19 protein-coding genes are annotated in these 21,699 nt (G+C 71.0%); 16 read left to right on the top strand and 3 right to left on the bottom strand.

Annotated elements, in window-relative coordinates:
• Nucleotides 1-133: 133 nt before the first annotated feature.
• Nucleotides 134-2,332, bottom strand: a complete 2,199-nt coding sequence (locus ACH47Z_RS11065) for an elongation factor G-like protein EF-G2 (protein ID WP_399072886.1) — start codon at nucleotides 2,330-2,332, stop codon at nucleotides 134-136.
• 294 nt (nucleotides 2,333-2,626) lie between these two features.
• Between ACH47Z_RS11065 and pgsA the strand changes: the two genes are divergently transcribed.
• The 15 genes from pgsA (at nucleotide 2,627) to relA (ending at nucleotide 18,520) form a co-directional block, all read left to right on the top strand.
• Nucleotides 2,627-3,292 carry a phosphatidylinositol phosphate synthase gene (gene pgsA / locus ACH47Z_RS11070; protein WP_399072887.1) on the top strand — a complete coding sequence of 222 codons (666 nt, stop codon included), beginning with the start codon at nucleotides 2,627-2,629 and terminating at the stop codon, nucleotides 3,290-3,292.
• Entirely contained in the window at nucleotides 3,289-4,197 is a 909-nt protein-coding gene (locus ACH47Z_RS11075) for a phosphatidylinositol mannoside acyltransferase (protein ID WP_399072888.1), read from the top strand. The genes pgsA and ACH47Z_RS11075 overlap by 4 nt, the downstream gene beginning before the upstream one ends.
• Nucleotides 4,194-5,357, top strand: a complete 1,164-nt coding sequence (locus tag ACH47Z_RS11080; protein WP_399072889.1) for a glycosyltransferase family 4 protein — start codon at nucleotides 4,194-4,196, stop codon at nucleotides 5,355-5,357. The genes ACH47Z_RS11075 and ACH47Z_RS11080 overlap by 4 nt, the downstream gene beginning before the upstream one ends.
• 650 nt (nucleotides 5,358-6,007) lie before the next feature.
• The gene (locus ACH47Z_RS11085; protein WP_399072890.1) at nucleotides 6,008-6,550 is read left to right on the top strand and encodes a hypothetical protein; all 543 of its coding nucleotides are present in this window, start codon (nucleotides 6,008-6,010) and stop codon (nucleotides 6,548-6,550) included.
• Nucleotides 6,551-6,665: 115 nt separating this feature from the next.
• Nucleotides 6,666-7,571, top strand: a complete 906-nt coding sequence (gene pdxS, locus ACH47Z_RS11090; RefSeq protein WP_399072891.1) for a pyridoxal 5'-phosphate synthase lyase subunit PdxS — start codon at nucleotides 6,666-6,668, stop codon at nucleotides 7,569-7,571.
• Nucleotides 7,572-7,578: 7 nt separating this feature from the next.
• Nucleotides 7,579-8,190 carry a pyridoxal 5'-phosphate synthase glutaminase subunit PdxT gene (gene pdxT / locus ACH47Z_RS11095; RefSeq protein ID WP_399072892.1) on the top strand — a complete coding sequence of 204 codons (612 nt, stop codon included), beginning with the start codon at nucleotides 7,579-7,581 and terminating at the stop codon, nucleotides 8,188-8,190.
• A 48-nt stretch (nucleotides 8,191-8,238) separates the two neighbouring features.
• A complete protein-coding gene (locus tag ACH47Z_RS11100; protein ID WP_399072893.1) occupies nucleotides 8,239-8,991 on the top strand; it encodes a YebC/PmpR family DNA-binding transcriptional regulator in 753 nt (250 codons plus the stop codon).
• 135 nt (nucleotides 8,992-9,126) lie between these two features.
• Nucleotides 9,127-9,666 (top strand): crossover junction endodeoxyribonuclease RuvC, encoded by a 540-nt coding sequence (gene ruvC / locus ACH47Z_RS11105; protein WP_399072894.1) that lies wholly within the window; start codon nucleotides 9,127-9,129, stop codon nucleotides 9,664-9,666.
• Nucleotides 9,663-10,271, top strand: coding sequence for a Holliday junction branch migration protein RuvA (ruvA, locus tag ACH47Z_RS11110; protein WP_399072896.1), 609 nt, complete (start codon nucleotides 9,663-9,665; stop codon nucleotides 10,269-10,271). The genes ruvC and ruvA overlap by 4 nt, the downstream gene beginning before the upstream one ends.
• Before the next feature lie 25 nt (nucleotides 10,272-10,296).
• Nucleotides 10,297-11,391, top strand: a complete 1,095-nt coding sequence (gene ruvB / locus ACH47Z_RS11115; protein ID WP_399072897.1) for a Holliday junction branch migration DNA helicase RuvB — start codon at nucleotides 10,297-10,299, stop codon at nucleotides 11,389-11,391.
• A gap of 225 nt (nucleotides 11,392-11,616) precedes the next feature.
• Nucleotides 11,617-12,120: a preprotein translocase subunit YajC gene (gene yajC / locus ACH47Z_RS11120; protein WP_399072898.1), complete on the top strand. Its 504-nt coding sequence runs from the start codon at nucleotides 11,617-11,619 to the stop codon at nucleotides 12,118-12,120.
• A gap of 140 nt (nucleotides 12,121-12,260) precedes the next feature.
• Complete coding sequence (gene secD / locus ACH47Z_RS11125) at nucleotides 12,261-14,075, top strand: protein translocase subunit SecD (RefSeq protein ID WP_399073039.1); 1,815 nt, start codon at nucleotides 12,261-12,263, stop codon at nucleotides 14,073-14,075.
• A 3-nt stretch (nucleotides 14,076-14,078) separates the two neighbouring features.
• Nucleotides 14,079-15,167 (top strand): protein translocase subunit SecF, encoded by a 1,089-nt coding sequence (gene secF / locus ACH47Z_RS11130; RefSeq protein WP_399072899.1) that lies wholly within the window; start codon nucleotides 14,079-14,081, stop codon nucleotides 15,165-15,167.
• Nucleotides 15,164-15,712 (top strand): adenine phosphoribosyltransferase, encoded by a 549-nt coding sequence (locus tag ACH47Z_RS11135; RefSeq protein ID WP_399072901.1) that lies wholly within the window; start codon nucleotides 15,164-15,166, stop codon nucleotides 15,710-15,712. The genes secF and ACH47Z_RS11135 overlap by 4 nt, the downstream gene beginning before the upstream one ends.
• A gap of 273 nt (nucleotides 15,713-15,985) precedes the next feature.
• Nucleotides 15,986-18,520 (top strand): GTP pyrophosphokinase, encoded by a 2,535-nt coding sequence (gene relA, locus ACH47Z_RS11140; protein WP_399072902.1) that lies wholly within the window; start codon nucleotides 15,986-15,988, stop codon nucleotides 18,518-18,520.
• A gap of 69 nt (nucleotides 18,521-18,589) precedes the next feature.
• On the opposite strand, the gene ACH47Z_RS11145 is transcribed toward relA, so the two are convergent.
• Together ACH47Z_RS11145 and ACH47Z_RS11150 are read right to left on the bottom strand one after the other, a co-directional pair.
• Entirely contained in the window at nucleotides 18,590-19,819 is a 1,230-nt protein-coding gene (locus ACH47Z_RS11145) for a DUF349 domain-containing protein (RefSeq protein ID WP_399072903.1), read from the bottom strand.
• A 156-nt stretch (nucleotides 19,820-19,975) separates the two neighbouring features.
• Nucleotides 19,976-20,803 carry a peptidylprolyl isomerase gene (locus ACH47Z_RS11150; RefSeq protein WP_399072904.1) on the bottom strand — a complete coding sequence of 276 codons (828 nt, stop codon included), beginning with the start codon at nucleotides 20,801-20,803 and terminating at the stop codon, nucleotides 19,976-19,978.
• Between the two features lie 170 nt (nucleotides 20,804-20,973).
• Here ACH47Z_RS11150 and ACH47Z_RS11155 point away from each other — a divergent pair, with 170 nt between their 5' ends.
• Nucleotides 20,974-21,687, top strand: a complete 714-nt coding sequence (locus ACH47Z_RS11155; protein WP_399072905.1) for an MBL fold metallo-hydrolase — start codon at nucleotides 20,974-20,976, stop codon at nucleotides 21,685-21,687.
• Nucleotides 21,688-21,699 lie beyond the last annotated feature (12 nt).

Below are 21,699 nucleotides of genomic sequence, written 5' to 3' on the forward strand. Positions count from 1 at the left end.
CGCCGAAATCCCCACCACCACCGGACGACTGCGGCACGGCGCGATCAGGTGATCAGCGTATCCGCCGCCACCGACAACCGGTGGGCGGACGGCCGAAGCCGCCCGACCACCGGGCCCCTGAGGCGTCGGTGAACTACACCGACTCGTCCGCCTGTTCGCGGATCCGCTCGGCGATCTGCGGCGGCATCGGCTCGTGCCGGGCGTACGTCCGGTCGAAGCGGGCCGTGCCGTGCGACAGCGAGCGCAGGTCGACGGCGTACCGGCCGATCTCGAACTCGGGCACCTCGGCCCGGATCACGGTCCGCCCGGAGCCCACCTGTTCGGTGCCGAGCACCCGGCCGCGCCGGCTCGACAGGTCGCTCATCACGGCGCCCACGTAGTCGTCGCCGACCAGCACGGACACCTCGGCGACCGGCTCCAGCAGATGGATCCGCGCGTCGGCCGCGGCCTCCCGCAGCGCCAGCGCGCCCGCGGTCTGGAAGGCGGCGTCGGAGGAGTCAACCGAGTGCGCCTTGCCGTCCAGCAGCGTGATCCGCACGTCCACCAGCGGATACCCGGCGGCGACACCCTTGGCGGCCTGTGCCCGCACGCCCTTCTCGACGGACGGAATGAACTGGCGCGGTACGGCGCCGCCGACCACCTTGTCCACGAACTCGATGCCCGAGCCGCCCGGCAGCGGCTCCACCTCGATCTCGCAGATGGCGTACTGCCCGTGCCCGCCGGACTGCTTCACATGCCGGCCGCGTCCGCTCGCCTTGTGCGCGAACGTCTCCCGGAGGGAGACCTTGTGCGGGACGACGTCGACCTGGACGCCGTAGCGGCTGCGCAGCCGCTCCAGGGCGACGTCCGCGTGGGCCTCGCCCAGGCACCACAGGACCACCTGGTGGGTGTCCTGGTTCTGCTCCAGCCGCATGGTCGGGTCCTCGGCGACCAGCCGGGACAGGCCCTGCGAGAGCTTGTCCTCGTCGGGCTTGCTGTGCGCCTGGATGGCGAGCGGCAGCAGCGGGTCGGGCATCCGCCAGGGCTCCACGAGCAGCGGGTCGTCCTTCGCGGACAGCGTGTCCCCGGTCTCGGCACGGCCCAGCTTGGCCACGCACACCAGGTCGCCGGCGACGGCGTGCGTCACCGGGCGCTGCTGCTTGCCGAAGGGCATGGACAGCGCGCCGACCTTCTCGTCGACGTCGTGGTCCTCGTGGCCGCGGTCGGTGAGCCCGTGCCCGGAGACGTGCACCGTCTGGTCGGGGCGCAGGGTGCCGGAGAAGAGGCGGACCAGGGAGACCCGGCCGACGTAGGGGTCCGAGGAGGTCTTGACGACCTCGGCGACCAGCGGGCCGCCGGTGTCGCACGGCTTCAGCTCGCGCGGCTTGCCGCCGATGGTGCTGACCTCGGGCAGTGGGTGCTCGAACGGGGTCGGGAAGCCGCCGGTGACCAGCTCCAGCAGCTCGGCCGTGCCGAGGCCCTGCCTGGCGCCGTCGGCTGCCGGGGCGGCCGCCAGGACGGGGAAGAACGAGCCGCGGGCGACGGCCCGCTCCAGGTCGTCGATCAGCGTCTCGACGTCGATCTGCTCGCCGCCGAGATAGCGGTCCATGAGGGTCTCGTCCTCGCTCTCGGCGATGATCCCCTCGATGAGCCGGTTGCGGGCCTCCTCCATGTCCGGCAGCTGGTCCGCGCCGGGCTCGGACTCCTTGCGCTCCCCGGTCGAGTAGTCGAACAGCTTCTGTGACAGCAGCCCGACCAGCCCGGTCACGGGCGCGTGCCCGTCGGGGCCCTCCGGGCCGCGCAGCGGCAGGTACAGCGGGAGCACGGCGTCGGGGTCGTCCCCGCCGAAGGCCTCCGCGCAGGTCCGGGTCATCTCCTCGAAGTCCGCGCGCGCGGCCTCCAGGTGCGTGATCACGATCGCGCGGGGCATGCCGACGGCCGCGCACTCCTCCCAGACCATCCGGGTCGAGCCGTCCACCCCGTCCGAGGCCGAGACGACGAAGAGGGCCGCGTCCGCGGCGCGCAGACCGGCCCTCAGCTCCCCGACGAAGTCGGCGTAGCCGGGTGTGTCCAGGAGATTGATCTTGATGCCGTCCCATTCGACCGGCACCAGGGAGAGCTGTACGGAGCGTTGCTGGCGGTGCTCGATCTCGTCGTAGTCCGACACGGTGCCGCCGTCCTCGACGCGGCCCGCCCGGTTCAGCGCCCCCGCGGTCAGTGCGAGGGCCTCCACCAGGGTCGTCTTGCCCGAACCGGAGTGGCCGACCAGCACCACGTTCCGTACGGACGCGGGCTGGTCGGCCTCAAGAGCCCTGCCGGCGGCCCCGGGGTGTGTCTGTGTCTTGTCGCCCATGATCCTGCCTCCCGTGCACGGTGAGGTCACTGTGGGCGCGGACACGCGGAACCCGCGTGCTCTGGCGGCTCCGGCGACGCCCGCGGTTATTCGAGCTTTCCACTCCCGTCACGCTGCGTCCATACGAACGACGGTCGCGGACGCCGATCGCGCCGCGCACGCCCCGCGCACGGGCGCGTACACCGGTTCGTGGCACGGGCTGTGGGTGCCCGCCCGTCACGCACGCGCGCGCGTGGCTACGATGGGCCAGCCGGAGGCCACCAGGGCCGCGGCGACACGACCGTCGGGAAGGCCATGCTGAACAAGTACGCGCGTGCATTCTTCACGCGTGTCCTCACACCGTTCGCCGCGTTTCTCATCCGGCGGGGGGTGAGCCCCGACACGGTCACGCTCATCGGCACGGCCGGTGTGGTGGCGGGCGCGCTGGTCTTCTACCCCCGGGGCGAGTTCTTCTGGGGCACGGTCGTCATCACCCTGTTCGTCTTCTCCGACCTGGTCGACGGCAACATGGCGCGCCAGCTGGGCCGCTCCAGCCGCTGGGGTGCCTTCCTGGACTCCACCCTGGACCGGGTCGCCGACGGTGCGATCTTCGGCGGCTTCGCGCTCTGGTACGCGGGCCACGGGAACGACAACGTGCTGTGCGCGGTGTCGATCTTCTGTCTGGCCAGCGGCCAGGTGGTGTCGTACACCAAGGCGCGCGGTGAGTCGATCGGGCTGCCGGTCGCCGTCAACGGGCTCGTGGAGCGCGCCGAGCGGCTGGTGATCTCGCTGGTCGCGGCCGGTTTGGCGGGTCTGCACACGTTCGGTGTGCCGGGCATCCAGTGGCTGCTGCCGATCGCCCTGTGGATCGTCGCCGCCGGCAGCCTGGTCACGCTGGTCCAGCGGGTCGTCACCGTCCGCCGTGAGTCCGCGGAGGCGGAGGAGGCCGCTCGGCAGAGCCCCCGCGAGGCCGCGAAATGAGCACCGCGGAGCGGCTCACCGACACGCTGTACGGCCTGGGCTGGAGCACCGTCAAGAAGCTCCCCGAACCCGTCGCGGTCCGGCTCGGCCGCACCATCGCGGACGCCGCCTGGAAACAGCGCGGCAAGGGCGTGCGGCGGCTGGAGAGCAACTACGCGCGCGTGGTGCCCGGCGCGAGCCCCGAGCGGCTCGCCGAACTGTCCCGCGCGGGCATGCGCTCGTACCTGCGCTACTGGATGGAGTCCTTCCGGCTGCCCGCCTGGAGCCGCGAGCGCATAAGGACGGGCTTCGACCCGAAGGACGTTCACCACCTCACCGACGGGCTGGCCTCCCCGCAGGGCGTGATCCTCGCGCTGCCGCACATGGCCAACTACGACCTGGCCGGCGCCTGGGTCACCACCAAGCTGGAGACCCCGTTCACGACGGTCGCCGAGCGGCTGAAGCCCGAGACGCTCTACGACCGTTTCGTCGCCTACCGCGAGGGCCTCGGCATGGAGGTCCTGCCGCACAGCGGGGGCTCCGCCTTCGGCACCCTGGCCCGGCGGCTGCGCGACGGTGGCCTGGTCTGCCTCGTCGCCGACCGTGACCTGTCCGCCTCCGGGGTCGAGGTCGACTTCTTCGGCGAGAAGACCCGGATGCCCGCGGGCCCGGCGCTGCTCGCCCAGCAGACCGGCGCGCTGCTGCTGCCGGTCACCCTCTGGTACGACGACTCGCCCGTCATGCAGGGGCAGGTGCATCCCCCGGTCGAGGTACCGGAGTCAGGCACGCGCGCGGAGAAGACGTCTGTGATGACACAGGCGCTGGCCGACGCCTTCGCCACCGGGATCGCCGACCATCCGGAGGACTGGCACATGCTCCAGCGGCTGTGGCTCGCCGACCTCGACCCCGCGAAGGGACCCTCGTGAGAATCGGGATCGTCTGCCCGTACTCCTGGGACGTGCCCGGTGGCGTCCAGTTCCACATCCGCGACCTCGCCGAGTACTTCCTCCGGCTCGGCCACGAGGTCTCCGTCCTCGCCCCCGCCGACGACGACACCCCGCTGCCGCCGTACGTCGTCTCGGCCGGCCGCGCGGTTCCGGTGCCGTACAACGGCTCGGTGGCCCGGCTGAACTTCGGCTTCCTGTCGGCCGCGCGGGTACGGCGCTGGCTGCACGAGGGCGCCTTCGACGTGGTCCACATCCACGAGCCGACCTCGCCCTCGCTGGGCCTGCTGACCTGCTGGGCGGCGCAGGGCCCCATCGTGGCCACCTTCCACACCTCCAACCCCCGCTCGCGCGCGATGATCGCCGCGTACGCGATCCTCCAGGCCGCCCTGGAGAAGATCAGCGCGCGGATCGCGGTCAGCGAGTACGCCCGGCGCACCCTGGTCGAGCACCTCGGCGGGGACGCGGTGGTCATCCCCAACGGCGTCGACGTGGACTTCTTCGCCAAGGCCGAGCCGAAGCCGGAGTGGCAGGGGGACACCATCGGCTTCATCGGCCGTATCGACGAGCCCCGCAAGGGCCTGCCGGTCCTGATGAAGGCTCTGCCGAAGATCCTGGCGGCTCGCCCCCAGGCCCGCCTTCTGGTCGCCGGCCGGGGTGACGAGGAGGCGGCCGTGGAGGACCTCCCGAAGGAGCTACGCGCGCGCGTGGAGTTCCTCGGCATGATCAGCGACGAGGACAAGGCCCGCTTCCTGCGCAGCGTCGACCTGTACGTCGCGCCCAACACCGGCGGCGAGAGCTTCGGCATCATCCTGGTCGAGGCGATGTCGGCGGGCGCCCCCGTACTCGCCTCCGACCTCGACGCCTTCGTCCAGGTCCTCGACCAGGGCGAGGCCGGCGAACTCTTCGCCAACGAGGACGCCGACGCCCTCGCCGAGGCGGCCGTACACCTGCTGGAGAACCCCGCCCGCCGCACCGAACTACGCGAACGCGGCAGCGCCCACGTACGACGCTTCGACTGGTCCACGGTGGGCGCGGACATCCTGTCGGTCTACGAGACGGTGACAGCCGGCGCGGCAGCGGTCGCGGCGGACGAACGGACGACGGGGTTGCGGGCCCGGTTCGGCCTGGCACGGGACTGACGGTTTGGGCCTGGCCTGGCCTGGCCTGGCCTGGGCGCGGCGCGGTTCGGGCGGGGCCGGGTTCAGGTCTCGTCCGGGAGCGGTGCGGTTCGGCGGGGGCTGGGGCCGGCGGTTCGGGCTTGGCTGGGCCTGGGCCTGGCCCGGCGGGGGACTGGCGCTGGGGTGCCCTTCGGGCCTGGCGGGGACCGGCGCTGGGGTGCCCGGACTCGCATGGGATCGGCACGCGGGGTTCACGGGCCACGTGAGACACGCCTGTGCACCGCGCGGGCCGGTGTCGCACTCGCGCGCGTGGCGTGCGGCGTTCGGCCGGTGTGGGCGCTCGCGAGGGTCGGCCACCGCGCGCTCGGAGCGATCGTAGGGTCCCGGGGCCGGAGCGAGCGACGGATGGTTGACCGGAGTGTGCACGCGCGCGTGAGACGTGCCCGGGGGCCGCGCGGAACTCGTGCGCGACGTGCCGGCCGGCGGGCGGCCGTTGCGGAGGCAGGTCGCCGGGCGGACAGCGTTCGGGCGGCGTCGGACCCGCGCGGTGGATCCTGGCCGCGGGGGACGGACCGCGTGCCGGCTCTTGTGAGGCGTGCCTGCGGAGCGCCCCGGAGGCCGGTGCCGGCTCGCCGTGAGGGGCGCGAGGCGGCAGCCGATAGCCTTCCGGCGTGAGCGCAACCCTCATCTGGATCCTCGTCGTCCTCGTCGCGATCGGCGTCTACCTGAGCTGGACGGCCGGGCGGCTGGACCGGCTGCACGTGCGCATGGACGCCGCGCGGGCCGCACTCGACGCGCAGCTGCTGCGGCGGGCCTCCGTGACGCAGGAACTGGCCACCTCGGGCGTGCTGGACCCGGCCGCCTCGATCGTGCTGTACGAGGCCGCGCACGCGGCCCGGCAGGCCGAGGAGGAGCAGCGGGAGGTCGCGGAGAGCGAGCTGAGCCAGGCGCTGCGCGCGGTCTTCGAGGCCCCGGCGCAGGTGGAGGCCGTACGCGAGGCCCCCGGCGGCGAGGAGGCGGCCCGTGAGCTGGCCGAGGCCGTCCGCCGGGTCCCGATGGCCCGCCGCTTCCACAACGACGCCGTGGGCGCCGCCCGCAGGCTCCGTGAGCACCGCAAGGTCCGCTGGTTCCGGCTCGCCGGCCACGCCCCGTTCCCGCTGGCCTTCGAGATGGACGACGAGCCTCCCACAGCCCTGGTGGAGCGGGACGCCTGAACCCCCGGTGAACCAAAAGGATCCACCGGCTTCCCATTGGCCCTTGCTGTGGCCTGGTCCACTCGCGTTTCCTCTGCTGAGGCAGTCACCCTCTTTCCCTTCAGTGAGGTCATCCGTGTCCACCATCGACAACCAGGCTCCCGAGACCGGTACCGCCCGCGTGAAGCGTGGCATGGCCGAGCAGCTCAAGGGTGGCGTGATCATGGACGTCGTCACGCCGGAGCAGGCGAAGATCGCCGAGGACGCGGGCGCCGTGGCCGTCATGGCCCTGGAGCGGGTCCCGGCCGACATCCGCAAGGACGGCGGCGTGGCCCGTATGTCCGACCCGGACATGATCGAGGGCATCATCAACGCCGTGTCCATCCCGGTCATGGCCAAGTCCCGCATCGGCCACTTCGTCGAGGCCCAGGTGCTGCAGTCCCTCGGCGTCGACTACATCGACGAGTCCGAGGTCCTCACCCCGGCCGACGAGGTCAACCACTCCGACAAGTGGGCCTTCACCACCCCCTTCGTGTGCGGTGCCACCAACCTGGGCGAGGCCCTGCGCCGCATCGCCGAGGGCGCGGCCATGATCCGCTCCAAGGGCGAGGCCGGCACCGGCAACGTCGTCGAGGCCGTCCGCCACCTGCGTCAGATCAAGAACGAGATCGCCCGTCTGCGCGGCTACGACAACAACGAGCTGTACGCCGCCGCCAAGGAGCTGCGCGCCCCGTACGAGCTGGTCAAGGAGGTCGCCGAGCTGGGCAAGCTCCCGGTCGTGCTGTTCTCCGCCGGTGGCGTCGCCACCCCGGCCGACGCGGCCCTCATGCGCCAGCTCGGTGCCGAGGGCGTCTTCGTGGGCTCCGGCATCTTCAAGTCCGGCGACCCGGCCAAGCGCGCCGCCGCCATCGTGAAGGCCACCACCTTCTACGACGACCCGAAGATCATCGCGGATGCCTCCCGCAACCTCGGCGAGGCCATGGTCGGCATCAACTGCGACACCCTCCCCGAGACCGAGCGCTACGCCAACCGCGGCTGGTAATCACCACATGTCCCACGAAGCCCCTGTCATAGGCGTCCTGGCCCTCCAGGGCGACGTACGGGAGCACCTCATCGCCCTGGCCGCGGCCGACGCCGTGGCCAGGCCGGTGCGGCGCCCCGAGGAACTCGCCGAGGTCGACGGTCTCGTCCTGCCCGGCGGCGAGTCCACCACCATCTCCAAGCTGGCCGTCCTGTTCGGCGTGATGGAGCCCCTCCGCGCGCGCGTGCAGGGCGGTATGCCCGTCTACGGCACCTGCGCGGGCATGATCATGCTCGCCGACAAGATCCTCGACCCGCGCTCGGGCCAGGAGACCATCGGCGGCATCGACATGATCGTGCGCCGCAACGCCTTCGGCCGGCAGAACGAGTCCTTCGAGGCCGCGCTCGACGTGCAGGGCATCGAGGGCGATCCTGTGGAGGGCGTCTTCATCCGCGCCCCCTGGGTCGAGTCCGTGGGCGCCGAGACCGAGGTGCTCGCCGAGCACGACGGCCACATCGTCGCCGTCCGCCAGGGCAACGCGCTCGCCACGTCGTTCCACCCGGAACTGACCGGCGACCACCGCGTGCACTCCCTGTTCGTGGACATGGTGCGCGCGAACCGGGCGGCGGAGTCCTTGTAGGATCTCTGGCGTTCGTTATGTAGAGGGTTACGCGAAGGAGACAGGCAGATGTCCGGCCACTCTAAATGGGCTACGACGAAGCACAAGAAGGCCGTGATCGATGCCAAGCGCGGCAAGCTCTTCGCGAAGCTGATCAAGAACATCGAGGTCGCGGCGCGCATGGGCGGCGTCGACCTCGATGGCAACCCGACGCTCTACGACGCGGTCCAGAAGGCCAAGAAGCAGTCGGTCCCGAACAAGAACATCGACTCCGCGATCAAGCGTGGCGGCGGTCTCGAGGCCGGCGGCGCCGACTACGAGACGATCATGTACGAGGGCTACGGCCCCAACGGTGTCGCGGTGCTCATCGAGTGCCTCACCGACAACCGCAACCGCGCCGCCTCCGACGTCCGCGTCGCCATGACCCGCAACGGCGGCAACATGGCCGACCCGGGCTCCGTGGCGTACATGTTCAGCCGCAAGGGCGTCGTCATCGTCCCCAAGGGCGAGCTGACCGAGGACGACGTCCTCGGTGCCGTCCTGGACGCGGGCGCCGAGGAGGTCAACGACCTCGGCGAGACCTTCGAGGTCATCAGCGAGGCCACCGACCTGGTCGCGGTCCGCACCGCCCTCCAGGAGGCCGGCATCGACTACGACTCCGCCGAGTCCAGCTTCGTGCCGTCCGTCCAGGTCGAGCTGGACGAGGAGGGCGCCAAGAAGATCTTCAAGCTGATCGACGCCCTCGAGGACAGCGACGACGTGCAGAACGTCTTCGCGAACTTCGACGTGAGCGACGAGATCATGGAGAAGGTCGAGGCGTAACGCCACCACGGGCTTCGCAGGTCGCACGGGCCGACGGGACACACCCCGTCGGCCCGTCGCGTTGTACGGCGTTGTCAGTGGCACCCGATAGCCTGCACGAACAGGCGATCGGCAGGTGATCGGAGGGAGGGGCGCGTGCGCGTACTGGGGGTGGACCCCGGGCTGACCCGGTGTGGTGTCGGCGTCGTCGAGGGGGTCGCGGGCCAGCCGCTCACCATGCTCGGCGTCGGTGTCGTACGCACGCCCGTGGACGCCGACCTGAGCCACCGTCTCCTCGCCGTGGAGCAGGGCATCGAGCAGTGGCTGGACGAGCACCGGCCCGAGTTCGTCGCCGTGGAGCGCGTCTTCAGCCAGCACAACGTGCGCACGGTGATGGGCACCGCACAGGCCAGCGCGGTCGCCATGCTGTGCGCCGCCCGCCGCGGCATCCCCGTCGCCCTGCACACCCCGAGCGAGGTCAAGGCCGCCGTCACCGGCAGCGGACGGGCCGACAAGGCGCAGGTCGGCGCCATGGTCACCCGGCTGCTCCGGCTGCCGGCGCCGCCCAGGCCGGCCGACGCCGCCGACGCCCTCGCGCTCGCCATCTGCCACATCTGGCGCGCCCCCGCCCAGAACCGGCTCCAGCAGGCGGTCGCCCGCCACACAGTCCACGCAACGAAAGGCCGTACGGCATGATCGCCTTCGTCAGCGGCACGGTCGCCGCGCTCGCCCCCGACGCGGCGGTCGTCGAGGTCGGCGGGGTCGGCATGGCCGTCCAGTGCACGCCGAACACCCTGTCCACGCTCCGCCTCGGCCAGCCCGCCAAGCTGGCGACCTCCCTCGTGGTCCGCGAGGACTCGCTGACCCTGTACGGCTTCGCCGACGACGACGAGCGCCAGGTCTTCGAGCTGCTCCAGACCGCGAGCGGCGTCGGCCCGCGCCTGGCCCAGGCGATGCTCGCCGTGCACACCCCGGACGCGCTGCGCCGCGCCGTCGCCACCGCCGACGAGAGGGCCCTGACCGCCGTCCCCGGCATCGGCAAGAAGGGCGCGCAGAAGCTGCTGCTGGAGCTGAGGGACCGGCTCGGCGAGCCCGTCGGGACGGCCCCCGCGATCGGCGCGCCCGTCACCCAGGGCTGGCGCGACCAGCTGCACGCGGCCCTCATCGGCCTCGGCTACGCCACGCGGGAGGCCGACGAGGCGGTGGCCGCCGTGACCCCCCAGGCCGAGGCCGCCGACGGCACCCCACAGGTGGGACAGCTGCTGAAGGCCGCCCTGCAGACCCTGAACCGCGCCCGCTGACCCCACGACGATCGAGGCACACCACATGAACTGGGACGACAGCACCGACAACCCCGCCCCCGAGGCGCTCGTCGGTCCCGCCGCGGAGCGGCTGGTGGGCTCTGTCGCCGACGGGGAGGACCAGGCCGTCGAGGCCGCCCTGCGCCCCAAGGACCTCGGCGAGTTCATCGGCCAGGAGAAGGTCCGCGAACAGCTCGACCTCGTGCTGCGGGCCGCACGCGCGCGGGGCGCCACCGCCGACCATGTGCTGCTCTCCGGCGCGCCCGGCCTCGGCAAGACCACCCTGTCGATGATCATCGCGGCCGAGATGGGCGCCCCCATCCGCATCACCTCGGGCCCCGCCATCCAGCACGCAGGCGACCTCGCCGCGATCCTCTCCTCCCTCCAGGAGGGCGAGGTCCTCTTCCTCGACGAGATCCACCGCATGTCCCGGCCCGCCGAGGAGATGCTGTACATGGCGATGGAGGACTTCCGCGTCGACGTCATCGTCGGCAAGGGCCCCGGCGCCACCGCCATCCCGCTCGAGCTGCCCCCGTTCACCCTGGTCGGCGCCACCACGCGCGCGGGCCTGCTGCCGCCCCCGCTGCGCGACCGCTTCGGCTTCACCGCGCACATGGAGTTCTACGAGCCGCACGAGCTGGAGCGGGTCGTGCACCGCTCGGCGCACCTGCTGGACGTCGGGATCGAGCCGGACGGCGCCGCCGAGATCGCCGGCCGCTCCCGCGGCACGCCCCGTATCGCCAACCGCCTGCTGCGCCGCGTCCGCGACTACGCGCAGGTCAAGGCGGACGGCCTGATCACCCGGGAGATCGCCGCGGCCGCCCTCGCGGTCTACGAGGTCGACGCCCGCGGCCTCGACCGGCTGGACCGCGCCGTGCTGGAGGCCCTGCTGAAACTGTTCGGCGGCGGCCCGGTCGGCCTGTCCACGCTCGCCGTCGCCGTGGGGGAGGAGCGCGAGACCGTCGAGGAGGTCGCCGAACCGTTCCTCGTCCGCGAGGGACTGCTCGCCCGCACCCCGCGCGGCCGGGTCGCCACGCCCGCCGCGTGGGCGCACCTCGGCCTGACCCCGCCGCGTGCCGCAGCCGGGGGGAGCGGTCAGCAGGACCTGTTCGGCAGCTGACGGCGCCGTGCTGCCCAAGTGACGGCTGTGGCGGGGGTGAAGGCAGTGGCGAAGGCACCGGCGAGGGCATTGGCGGGGTCAGGAACCCAGGTGCCATGCTGAGCGTTGTTCCATGCACGCGGACTCGCTTAGACTCCGCCGATGCCGCCTTTGCGGGTGGCGCCGACCCACACCCCCATCAACAGGCCGCTTCCCGTCGCGGTCGCGCGAAGGAAACCCCGTCCCGTGAATGCCTTTACCCTTCTCCCCTTCATCGTGCTCATCGCGGCCATGTTCCTGATGACGCGCTCGGCCAAGAAGAAGCAGCAGCAGGCCGCCTCCATGCGGAACGAGATGCAGCCCGGCTCCGGTGTCCGCACGATCGGGGGAATGTACGCGACGGTCAAGGAGGTCAACGAGGACACGGTCCTCCTGGACGCCGGACCGGGCGTCGACCTCCTCTTCGCCAAGAACGCGATCGGCGCCGTGCTCACCGACGACGAGTACAACCGCATCGTCCACGGCATCGAGCACGACCTGAAGTCCGACGCCGACATCGTCCCGGACGACGCCTCCTCCCTCACCGAGACCGACGAGTCCGACTCGCCCGCTGCCGCCGCCTCCGACGACAAGGCCGTTGATCTCGGTAAGAAGGACGCCGACGAGGACGGAACCGACGCGGCCGAGGCCGCCGAGGCCAAGGCCGACGACGAGCCGAAGAAGACCGACGGCGACTCCGACGCGAAGTAGTCACGCCCCGGTGGTGCGCCAGGCGGCATAATCACGCCCCGCGCACCACCGGGCGCGTCTGTTTCACGGGAGTCCGACACCATGTCATGGCCGACCGCGCCGACCAGGTCGCGGGGCGGCCCGAGAGGGAGTACGAGAAGGTGGCAGCACCTAAGAGGGGCCGGAGCGCGAGCGCCCAGAGCAAGCCAGGGCGCTCGCTGGCCCTCATTCTGATCGCCATCGTGGCGCTCACCGGAGGCATGTTCCTCTCCGGGAACAAGACTCCGCGTCTCGGCATCGACCTCGCCGGTGGTACGAGCATCACGCTCAAGGCGAAGGCCGACCAGGGGTCCGCGATCAACAAGGCCAATATGGACACCGCGGTCGACATCATGAACCGCCGTGTCAACGGCCTCGGCGTCTCCGAGGCGGAGGTGCAGACCCAGGGGAACGACAACATCATCGTCAACATCCCCAAGGGCACCAACTCCAAGGAAGCGCAAGCGCAGGTCGGCACCACCGCCAAGCTGTACTTCCGCCCGGTCCTGGCCAGCGAGCCCAGCGGCACCGCCACGCCGAGCCCCTCGCCGAGCGCGTCCTCCAGCGGCAGCTCCTCGCCGAAGCCGGGCGCGAAGGCGAGCACGAGCCCCTCCGCGAACGCCTCCCCGTCGGCCTCGAACAAGGCGGACAACGGCAAGGCCAAGGCGTCGTCTCCCACGGCTTCGGCCACCTCCCAGGGCCGCGCCGTCACCGACGCGCTGAAGGCCGGCTCCACCCCCTCGCCGAGCACGTCCGCCTCCGGCAGCGCCAAGCCGTCGGCCACCCCCTCGGCCCCCGCCAGTGGCGCCGCCGCGGACGCCGCCAAGCTCCGGGCCCAGTACGCCGCCCTGAACTGCACCAAGCCCGCGGACCGCGCCAACGCCGGCAAGAGCGCCAAGCCCGGCGACCCCACCGTGGCCTGCGGCCAGATCCGCGGCGCCTGGTACAAGTACGTGCTCGGCCCGGTCGCCGTGGACGGCACCGAGGTGAAGAAGGCGCAGGCCGTCTTCGACACCCAGGGCGCCTCCGGCTGGCAGGTCCAGATGACCTTCACCTCCAGCGGCTCCAAGAAGTTCGCGAACGTCACCGGTGAGCTGGCCAAGAACCAGCAGCCGCAGAACGAGTTCGCGATCGTCCTGGACGGCGACGTCGTCTCCAGCCCGTACGTGCAGTCCGCCATCACCGGCGGCCAGGCGGAGATCTCCGGCAGCTTCACCCAGCAGGACGCCCAGAGCCTGGCCAACATGCTGTCGTACGGCGCGCTGCCGCTGTCCTTCCAGGAGCAGTCCGTCACCACCGTCACCGCCGCGCTCGGTGGTGAGCAGCTGCACGCCGGTCTGCTCGCGGGCGCGATCGGCCTCGCGCTGGTCGTGCTCTACCTGGTGGTCTACTACCGCGGTCTGTCGCTCGTCGCGATGGCCTCGCTGCTGGTCTCCGCGATCCTCACCTACGTGATCATGTCGCTGCTCGGCCCCGCCATCGGCTTCGCGCTGAACCTGCCGGCCGTCTGCGGTGCCATCGTCGCCATCGGTATCACCGCCGACTCGTTCATCGTGTACTTCGAACGGATCCGGGACGAGATCCGTGAGGGCCGCTCGCTGCGCCCCGCCGTCGAGCGGGCCTGGCCGCGTGCCCGGCGCACCGTCCTCGTCTCCGACTTCGTCTCGTTCCTCGCCGCCGCCGTCCTGTTCATCGTCACCGTCGGCAAGGTCCAGGGCTTCGCGTTCACGCTCGGCCTGACCACCGTGCTCGACGTGGTCGTCGTCTTCCTCTTCACCAAGCCGCTCATGACGCTCCTCGCCCGCCGCACGTTCTTCGCGAACGGCCACAAGTGGTCCGGACTCGACCCGAAGAGCCTGGGTGCCAAGGCACCGCTGCGCCGCACCCGCCGTCCCGCCGGTCCCGCCACCGGCTCTGCCGACCCGAAGGAGGCGTGAGCGATGTCGAAACTCGGCAACCTCGGCGCTCGACTGCACCGCGGCGAGATCTCCTACGACTTCGTCGGCAAGCGCAAGATCTGGTACGGCGTCTCCATCCTGATCACCATCACGGCCATCCTCGGCCTGGCGGTGCGCGGGCTGAACATGGGCATCGAGTTCAAGGGCGGCGCGGTCTTCACCACGCCGACCCACATGAGCACCTCGGTCGCCCAGGCGGAGAACTACGCCAAGAGCGCCTCCGGTCACGAGGCGATCGTGCAGAAGCTCGGCAACGGCAGCCTGCGCATCCAGATCGCCGGCATCGACACCGGCCAGTCCGACAAGATCAAGCAGGACCTGGCCAAGGACCTGAACCTCAACCCCGAGAAGCTCGCCGCCGACCTGGTCGGCCCGAGCTGGGGGCAGCAGATCGCCAACAAGGCCTGGGAGGGCCTGGCGATCTTCATGGTGCTCGTCGTGATCTACCTGGCCATCGCCTTCGAGTGGCGCATGGCCATCGCGGCCCTCGTCGCACTGATCCACGACATCACCATCACGACCGGTATCTACGCCCTCGTCGGCTTCGAGGTCACGCCCGGTACGGTCATCGGTCTGCTCACCATCCTCGGTTACTCGCTCTACGACACGGTCGTCGTCTTCGACAGCCTCAAGGAGCAGACGAAGGACATCACCAGGCAGACCCGCTGGACCTACAGCGACATCGCCAACCGGTCGATCAACGGCACCCTGGTCCGCTCCATCAACACCACGGTCGTGGCCCTGCTGCCGGTGGCGGGCCTGCTGTTCATCGGCGGTGGCTTCCTCGGCGCCGGCACGCTGAACGACATCTCGCTGTCGCTGTTCGTCGGCCTCGCGGCCGGTGCCTACTCGTCGATCTTCATCGCCACCCCGCTCGTCGCCGACCTCAAGGAGCGCGAGCCGGCGATGAAGGCCCTCACCAAGCGGGTCCTGGCCAAGCGCGCCCAGGCCGCCGCCGAGGAGGACCTCGCGGTCGACCGCGCCGCCGTGGCGGACGACGAGGACGGCGCCCCCGCCGTCGTGGGCCCCCGCAGCCGGGGCCGCGGCCGAGCCTCCGGGAAGCGCCGATGACCGAGCTCGCAGACATCACAGGGCTGCTGCTCAGCCGTATCCGTGACGTCGCCGACTATCCCGAGCCGGGCGTGATGTTCAAGGACATCACCCCGCTCCTCGCGGACCCGGCCGCGTTCACGGCGCTCACCGACGCGCTCGCCGAGATCGCGGCCGACACCGGCGCGACCAAGGTCGTCGGCCTGGAGGCCCGGGGCTTCATCCTCGGCGCCCCGGTCGCCGTCCGCGCCGGCCTCGGTTTCATCCCGGTCCGCAAGGCGGGCAAGCTGCCCGGAGCGACGCTGCGCCAGGCGTACGACCTGGAGTACGGCTCGGCCGAGATCGAGGTCCACGCCGAGGACCTGACCGCCGGCGACCGCGTCCTGATCGTGGACGACGTCCTCGCGACGGGCGGTACGGCCGAGGCGGCGATCCACCTCATCCAGCGCGCCGGAGCCGAGGTCTCGGGCCTGGCGGTGCTGATGGAACTGGGCTTCCTGGCCGGCCGCGCCCGCCTGACCCCGGCCCTCGGCGAGGCTCCGCTGGAGGCCCTGCTCCAGGTCTGACCAGCCCTGCCCCCATCGTCGTACGGCCGTCCCGGTACCTCGCCGGGGCGGCCGTACGCATGTGAGGGGCACCCGCGACCACCACCCCCGGGACACCGCCCGCACCCCTTCCGAACACCCGGAATCCACCTTCCGGAATCCGGCGGAAGCCTCCCGCGTTGCACAGGTAGACGGTCCTCACAGCCGCCTGAAGGCGATGACCAGCCGCAGGATCGCTACCATGGGGTCTCCGGAGCCTGACCGGGGGACCCGGATCGCGCACGAGGAGCCCTCTTGCCAGACGAGGCCCAGCACCTGACCGCCGCAAAGCCCGAGTCCGCCTCGGCTGCCGCGGCGAAGCCCGCGCCGCACGCGTCCGACGCGAAGAACGACATCCGCGGGCCGATCGAGCACGCCCAGGCCGCGCCTGTCGAGAAGGCTGCCGAGGCCTCCCGTCCCAAGCCGGCCCCGCCCGAGCGCCCGGTGCAGCCCCCTGTCGTGCGCCAGCCCGCCGGCCAGCCCGTCCGCACCGGCTCCTCCAACCGCGTCCGCGCCCGCCTGGCCCGCCTCGGCGTCCAGCGCGCGAACCCGTACAACCCGGTCCTGGAGCCCCTGCTGCGGATAGTGCGCAGCAACGACCCCAAGATCGAGAACTCGACGCTCCGGCAGATCGAGCGCGCCTACCAGGTCGCCGAGCGCTGGCACCGCGGTCAGAAGCGCAAGAGCGGCGACCCGTACATCACGCACCCGCTCGCCGTCACCACCATCCTCGCCGAGCTGGGCATGGACCCGGCCACGCTCATGGCGGGCCTGCTGCACGACACCGTCGAGGACACCGAGTACGGCCTCGACCAGCTGCGCCGCGACTTCGGCGACACCGTCGCCCTGCTCGTCGACGGCGTCACCAAGCTGGACAAGGTCAAGTTCGGCGAGGCCGCGCAGGCCGAGACCGTGCGCAAGATGGTCGTGGCGATGGCCAAGGACCCGCGTGTCCTGGTCATCAAGCTCGCCGACCGCCTGCACAACATGCGCACCATGCGCTATCTCAAGCGCGAGAAGCAGGAGAAGAAGGCGCGGGAGACGCTGGAGATCTACGCTCCGCTCGCCCACCGCCTCGGCATGAACACCATCAAGTGGGAGCTGGAGGACCTCGCGTTCGCGATCCTCTACCCCAAGATGTACGACGAGATCGTACGGCTCGTCGCCGAGCGCGCGCCCAAGCGGGACGAGTACCTGGCCATAGTGACCGACGAGGTCCAGGCCGACCTCCGGGCCGCCCGGATCAAGGCGACCGTCACCGGCCGCCCGAAGCACTACTACAGCGTCTACCAGAAGATGATCGTGCGAGGCCGCGACTTCGCCGAGATCTACGACCTGGTGGGTATCCGTGTCCTCGTCGACACGGTCCGCGACTGTTACGCCGCCCTCGGCACCGTGCACGCGCGATGGAACCCGGTCCCCGGCCGGTTCAAGGACTACATCGCGATGCCCAAGTTCAACATGTACCAGTCGCTGCACACGACGGTCATCGGACCCAACGGCAAGCCGGTCGAGCTGCAGATCCGCACCTTCGACATGCACCGCCGCGCCGAGTACGGCATCGCCGCGCACTGGAAGTACAAGCAGGAGGCCGTCGCCGGCGCCTCCAAGGTGCGCACCGACGTGCCCAGGGCCGGCAAGAAGGACGACCACCTCAACGACATGGCGTGGCTGCGCCAGCTGCTGGACTGGCAGAAGGAGACCGAGGACCCCGGCGAGTTCCTGGAGTCCCTGCGCTTCGACCTGTCCCGCAACGAGGTCTTCGTGTTCACCCCCAAGGGTGACGTCATCGCCCTGCCCGCGGGGGCCACGCCCGTCGACTTCGCGTACGCCGTCCACACAGAGGTCGGCCACCGCACCATAGGGGCGCGGGTCAACGGCAGACTCGTACCGCTCGAGTCCACCCTGGACAACGGCGACCTGGTCGAGGTCTTCACCTCCAAGGCGGCCGGTGCCGGCCCGTCCCGCGACTGGCTGGGCTTCGTCAAGTCACCGCGCGCCCGCAACAAGATCCGGGCCTGGTTCTCCAAGGAGCGCCGGGACGAGGCGATCGAGCAGGGCAAGGACGCCATCGTCCGGGCGATGCGCAAGCAGAACCTGCCGATCCAGCGCATCCTCACCGGTGACTCCCTCGTCACGCTCGCGCACGAGATGCGCTACTCGGACATCTCCGCGCTGTACGCGGCGATCGGCGAGGGCCATGTCTCCGCGCAGAACATCGTGCAGAAGCTCGTCCAGGCCCTCGGCGGCGAGGAGGCGGCCACCGAGGAGATCGACGAGACGGTCCCGCCGTCCCGCACCCGCGGCCGCAAGCGCCGCTCCAGCGCCGACCCGGGCGTCGTCGTCAAGGGCGTCGACGACGTGTGGGTCAAGCTGGCCCGCTGCTGCACGCCCGTCCCCGGCGACCCGATCATCGGCTTCGTCACGCGCGGCAGCGGCGTATCGGTTCACCGCAGCGACTGCGTCAACGTCGAGTCACTGTCCCGCGAGCCCGAGCGCATCCTCGACGTCGAGTGGGCGCCCACCCAGTCCTCGGTCTTCCTCGTCGCCATCCAGGTCGAGGCCCTGGACCGCTCCCGGCTGCTGTCGGACGTCACCCGCGTCCTGTCCGACCAGCACGTCAACATCCTCTCCGCGGCCGTCCAGACCTCCCGCGACCGGGTGGCCACCTCCCGGTTCACCTTCGAGATGGGCGACCCGAAGCACCTCGGCCACGTCCTGAAGGCCGTACGGGGCGTCGAGGGCGTGTACGACGTGTACCGCGTGACCTCGGGACGCAGCCGGTCGTAGCCCGCGCACACGGACATGCGAAAGGCCCCGTACGCGCCGTACGGGGCCTTTCACCTGGGCATCGGGGAATCAGCCGCCGAACTCCTGCAGGCCCTTCAGAGCCTGGTCCAGGAGCGCCTGGCGGCCCTCCAGCTCGCGCTCCAGCTTGTCGGCCCTCGCGTTGTTGCCCTGGCCGCGCGCCTGCTCGATCTGCGTCTTCAGCTTGTCCACGGCGGCCTGCAGCTGACCGGTCAGCCCCTCGGCACGCGCGCGTGCCTCCGGGTTCGTCCGGCGCCACTCGGCCTCCTCGGCCTCCTGGATCGCCCGCTCGATGGCGTGCATCCGGCCCTCGACCTTCGGTCGCGCGTCCCGCGGGACATGGCCGATGGCCTCCCAGCGCTCGTTGATCGAGCGGAAGGCGGCCCGGGCGGCCTTGAGGTCCGTGACCGGGAGGATCTTCTCGGCCTCCTCGGCCAGCTCCTCCTTCAGCTTCAGGTTCTCCGACTGCTCCGCGTCCCGCTCGGCGAAGACCGAGCTGCGGGCGGCGAAGAACACGTCCTGGGCGCCGCGGAAGCGGTTCCACAGGTCGTCCTCGTGCTCGCGCTGGGCGCGGCCCGCGGCCTTCCACTCCGTCATCAGCTCGCGGTAGCGGGCCGCCGTCACACCCCAGTCCGTCGAACCCTGGAGCGACTCGGCCTCGGCGACCAGCCGCTCCTTGGTCCTGCGGGCCTCCTCGCGCTGCGCGTCCAGCTGTGCGAAGTGCGCCTTGCGCCGCTTGGAGAACGCCGAGCGGGCGTGCGAGAAGCGGTGCCACAGCTCGTCGTCGGACTTGCGGTCGAGCCGCGGCAGACCCTTCCACGTGTCCACCAGCGACCGCAGCCGCTCACCGGCGGCCCGCCACTGGTCGGACTGCGCCAGCTGCTCGGCCTCGGTGACCAGGTCCTCCTTGGCCTGGCGGGCCTCGTCGGACTGCTTGGCCCGCTGCTGCTTGCGCTCCTCACGGCGTGCCTCGACGGTCTCCACGAGCTTGTCCAGCCGCTGACGGAGCGCGGCCAGGTCGCCGACCGCGTGGTGCGCGTCCACCTGCTCGCGCAGGTGGTCGATCGCGGTCTGGGCGTCCTTCGCCGACAGGTCGGTGGTCTGCACTCGCTTCTCGAGGAGGCCGATCTCGACAACCAGGCCCTCGTACTTGCGCTCGAAGTAGGCAAGCGCCTCCTCAGGGGAGCCGGCCGCCCAGGATCCGACGACCTGCTCGCCGTCGGCCGTACGCACGTACACGGTCCCCGTCTCGTCGACGCGGCCCCACGGGTCGCTGCTCACAGCGCCTCCTCCACATGATGCCTGCGAGGGGCCTCAGTGCCCCCGGGCATCGTCCACAGTTTCGTCACGGCCAACATAGGCGACCAGCGGGTTGCCTGTCCGCATCCAGCGCGACCGAAAATTCCGCAGTTGGCCGTCTTGGGGTTCAAGGCGGCGTCAGGACTTCGTCACCGTCGCCTTGTTGATCACCACGGTCGCGTTCGGCGCGGTGTTGCCCGAGGTCGGGTCGGCCGCCTGCGCACCGGCCGCGGCGATCTTCTGCAGCACCTTCATGCCGGCCGCCGAGACGGTGCCGAAGGGCGTGTAGGTGGGCGGCAGCGGGCTGTCCTTGTAGACCAGGAAGAACTGGCTGCCGCCGGTGTGCTTCTGACCGGTGTTGGCCATCGCCACCGTGCCCGCCGGGTACGTGTTGCCCTTCAGGCTCTTGTCCTTCAGGTTCTCGTCCGGGAGCGTGTAGCCCGGCCCGCCCATGCCCGTGCCCTGCGGGTCGCCGCACTGGAGCACGAAGATGCCGTCCGTGGTCAGACGGTGGCACTTGGTGTGGTCGAAGTAGCCCTGGCCGGCCAGGAAGTCGAACGAGTTCACCGTGTGCGGGGCCGCCGTCTTCAGCGCGATGTCGATGTCACCGCACGTCGTCGCGAGCTTCATCGCGTACGACGCCGACGTGTCGATCGTCATCGCCGGCTCCTTCTTCCAGCTCAGCTTCTTCACCGAACCGGCCGCCGGCTTCGCGCACGGGTCCGCGGCCTTGCTGGTCGGCGAGGCGCTCGGCGTGACGTCGGCGGCGGTGTTGGTCTTCTTGCCGTCGTTCTTCAGCACGCCGGTCGTGTACAGCGCGACACTGCCGATCACGACCACGCCCAGTACCGACGCGATCACCGAGTTGCGCAGGCGGGCCTTGCGGCGCGCCTCGGTGCGCCGCTGCTGCTGCCGCAAGAACTTCTCCCGGGCGAGCTGACGCCGCCGCTGCTCCTGGCTGACCACCGGGTTCTCTCCTCATGCGTGTCGTGTGTCGACCGGTACGCGTGCGTTCTCGTGAGCCGACCGTTGCGTGTAGCCCCGTACCGTATATGGGTTCGCTGAGGAAACGGCAGCGCCGGTAGGCTCTGGACCACAGCTTGTGGCCACCCGTATCGACACAACGAAGGACGATCGTGCTCATTGCCGGGTTCCCCGCCGGGGCCTGGGGGACGAACTGTTATCTCGTCGCCCCCGCCGCCGGTGAGGAGTGCGTGATCATCGACCCCGGCCACCAGGCCGCCGAAGGCGTCGAGGAAGCACTGAAGAAGCATCGGCTCAAGCCCGTCGCCGTCGTCCTCACCCACGGCCACATCGATCACGTGGCCTCGGTCGTCCCGGTCTGCGGCGCCCATGACGTACCGGCCTGGATCCACCCCGAGGACCGGTACATGATGAGCGACCCCGAGAAGGCGCTCGGCCGCTCCATCGGCGCGCCGCTGATGGGCGAGCTGACCGTGGGGGAGCCGGACGACGTCCGCGAGCTGACGAACGGCACCACCCTCGACCTGGCCGGCCTGGAGTTCTCCGTCGCGCACGCGCCGGGCCATACCAGGGGGTCGGTGACCTTCCGGATGCCCGAGACCGCCGACATCCCGTCGGTGTTCTTCTCCGGGGATCTGCTGTTCGCCGGCTCCATCGGACGCACCGACCTGCCGGGCGGATCCATGGCGGACATGCTCGAGTCGCTGGCCCGCGTGTGCCTGCCGCTCGACGACTCCACCGTGGTGCTGTCCGGCCACGGCCCCCAGACGACCATCGGCCAGGAGCGCACCGCCAACCCCTATCTGCGGCAGGTGGCGGCCGGCCAGGGAGCGGGCATGAATGCCGCTCCCCGACGAGGAATGTGACGAGAGAGCTTT

Source organism: Streptomyces sp. NPDC020192, from assembly GCF_044388685.1.
GTDB lineage: Bacteria > Actinomycetota > Actinomycetes > Streptomycetales > Streptomycetaceae > Streptomyces.

Excerpts from the sequence above, each read along its gene's own strand:
- ACH47Z_RS11065 (WP_399072886.1), bottom strand. The coding sequence starts at position 2,332 with ATGGGCGACAAGACACAGACACACCCCGGGGCCGCCGGCAGGGCTCTT.
- pgsA (WP_399072887.1), top strand. The coding sequence starts at position 2,627 with ATGCTGAACAAGTACGCGCGTGCATTCTTCACGCGTGTCCTCACACCG.
- ACH47Z_RS11075 (WP_399072888.1), top strand. The coding sequence starts at position 3,289 with ATGAGCACCGCGGAGCGGCTCACCGACACGCTGTACGGCCTGGGCTGG.
- pdxT (WP_399072892.1), top strand. The coding sequence starts at position 7,579 with ATGTCCCACGAAGCCCCTGTCATAGGCGTCCTGGCCCTCCAGGGCGAC.
- ACH47Z_RS11100 (WP_399072893.1), top strand. The coding sequence starts at position 8,239 with ATGTCCGGCCACTCTAAATGGGCTACGACGAAGCACAAGAAGGCCGTG.
- ruvA (WP_399072896.1), top strand. The coding sequence starts at position 9,663 with ATGATCGCCTTCGTCAGCGGCACGGTCGCCGCGCTCGCCCCCGACGCG.
- ruvB (WP_399072897.1), top strand. The coding sequence starts at position 10,297 with ATGAACTGGGACGACAGCACCGACAACCCCGCCCCCGAGGCGCTCGTC.
- secF (WP_399072899.1), top strand. The coding sequence starts at position 14,079 with ATGTCGAAACTCGGCAACCTCGGCGCTCGACTGCACCGCGGCGAGATC.
- ACH47Z_RS11135 (WP_399072901.1), top strand. The coding sequence starts at position 15,164 with ATGACCGAGCTCGCAGACATCACAGGGCTGCTGCTCAGCCGTATCCGT.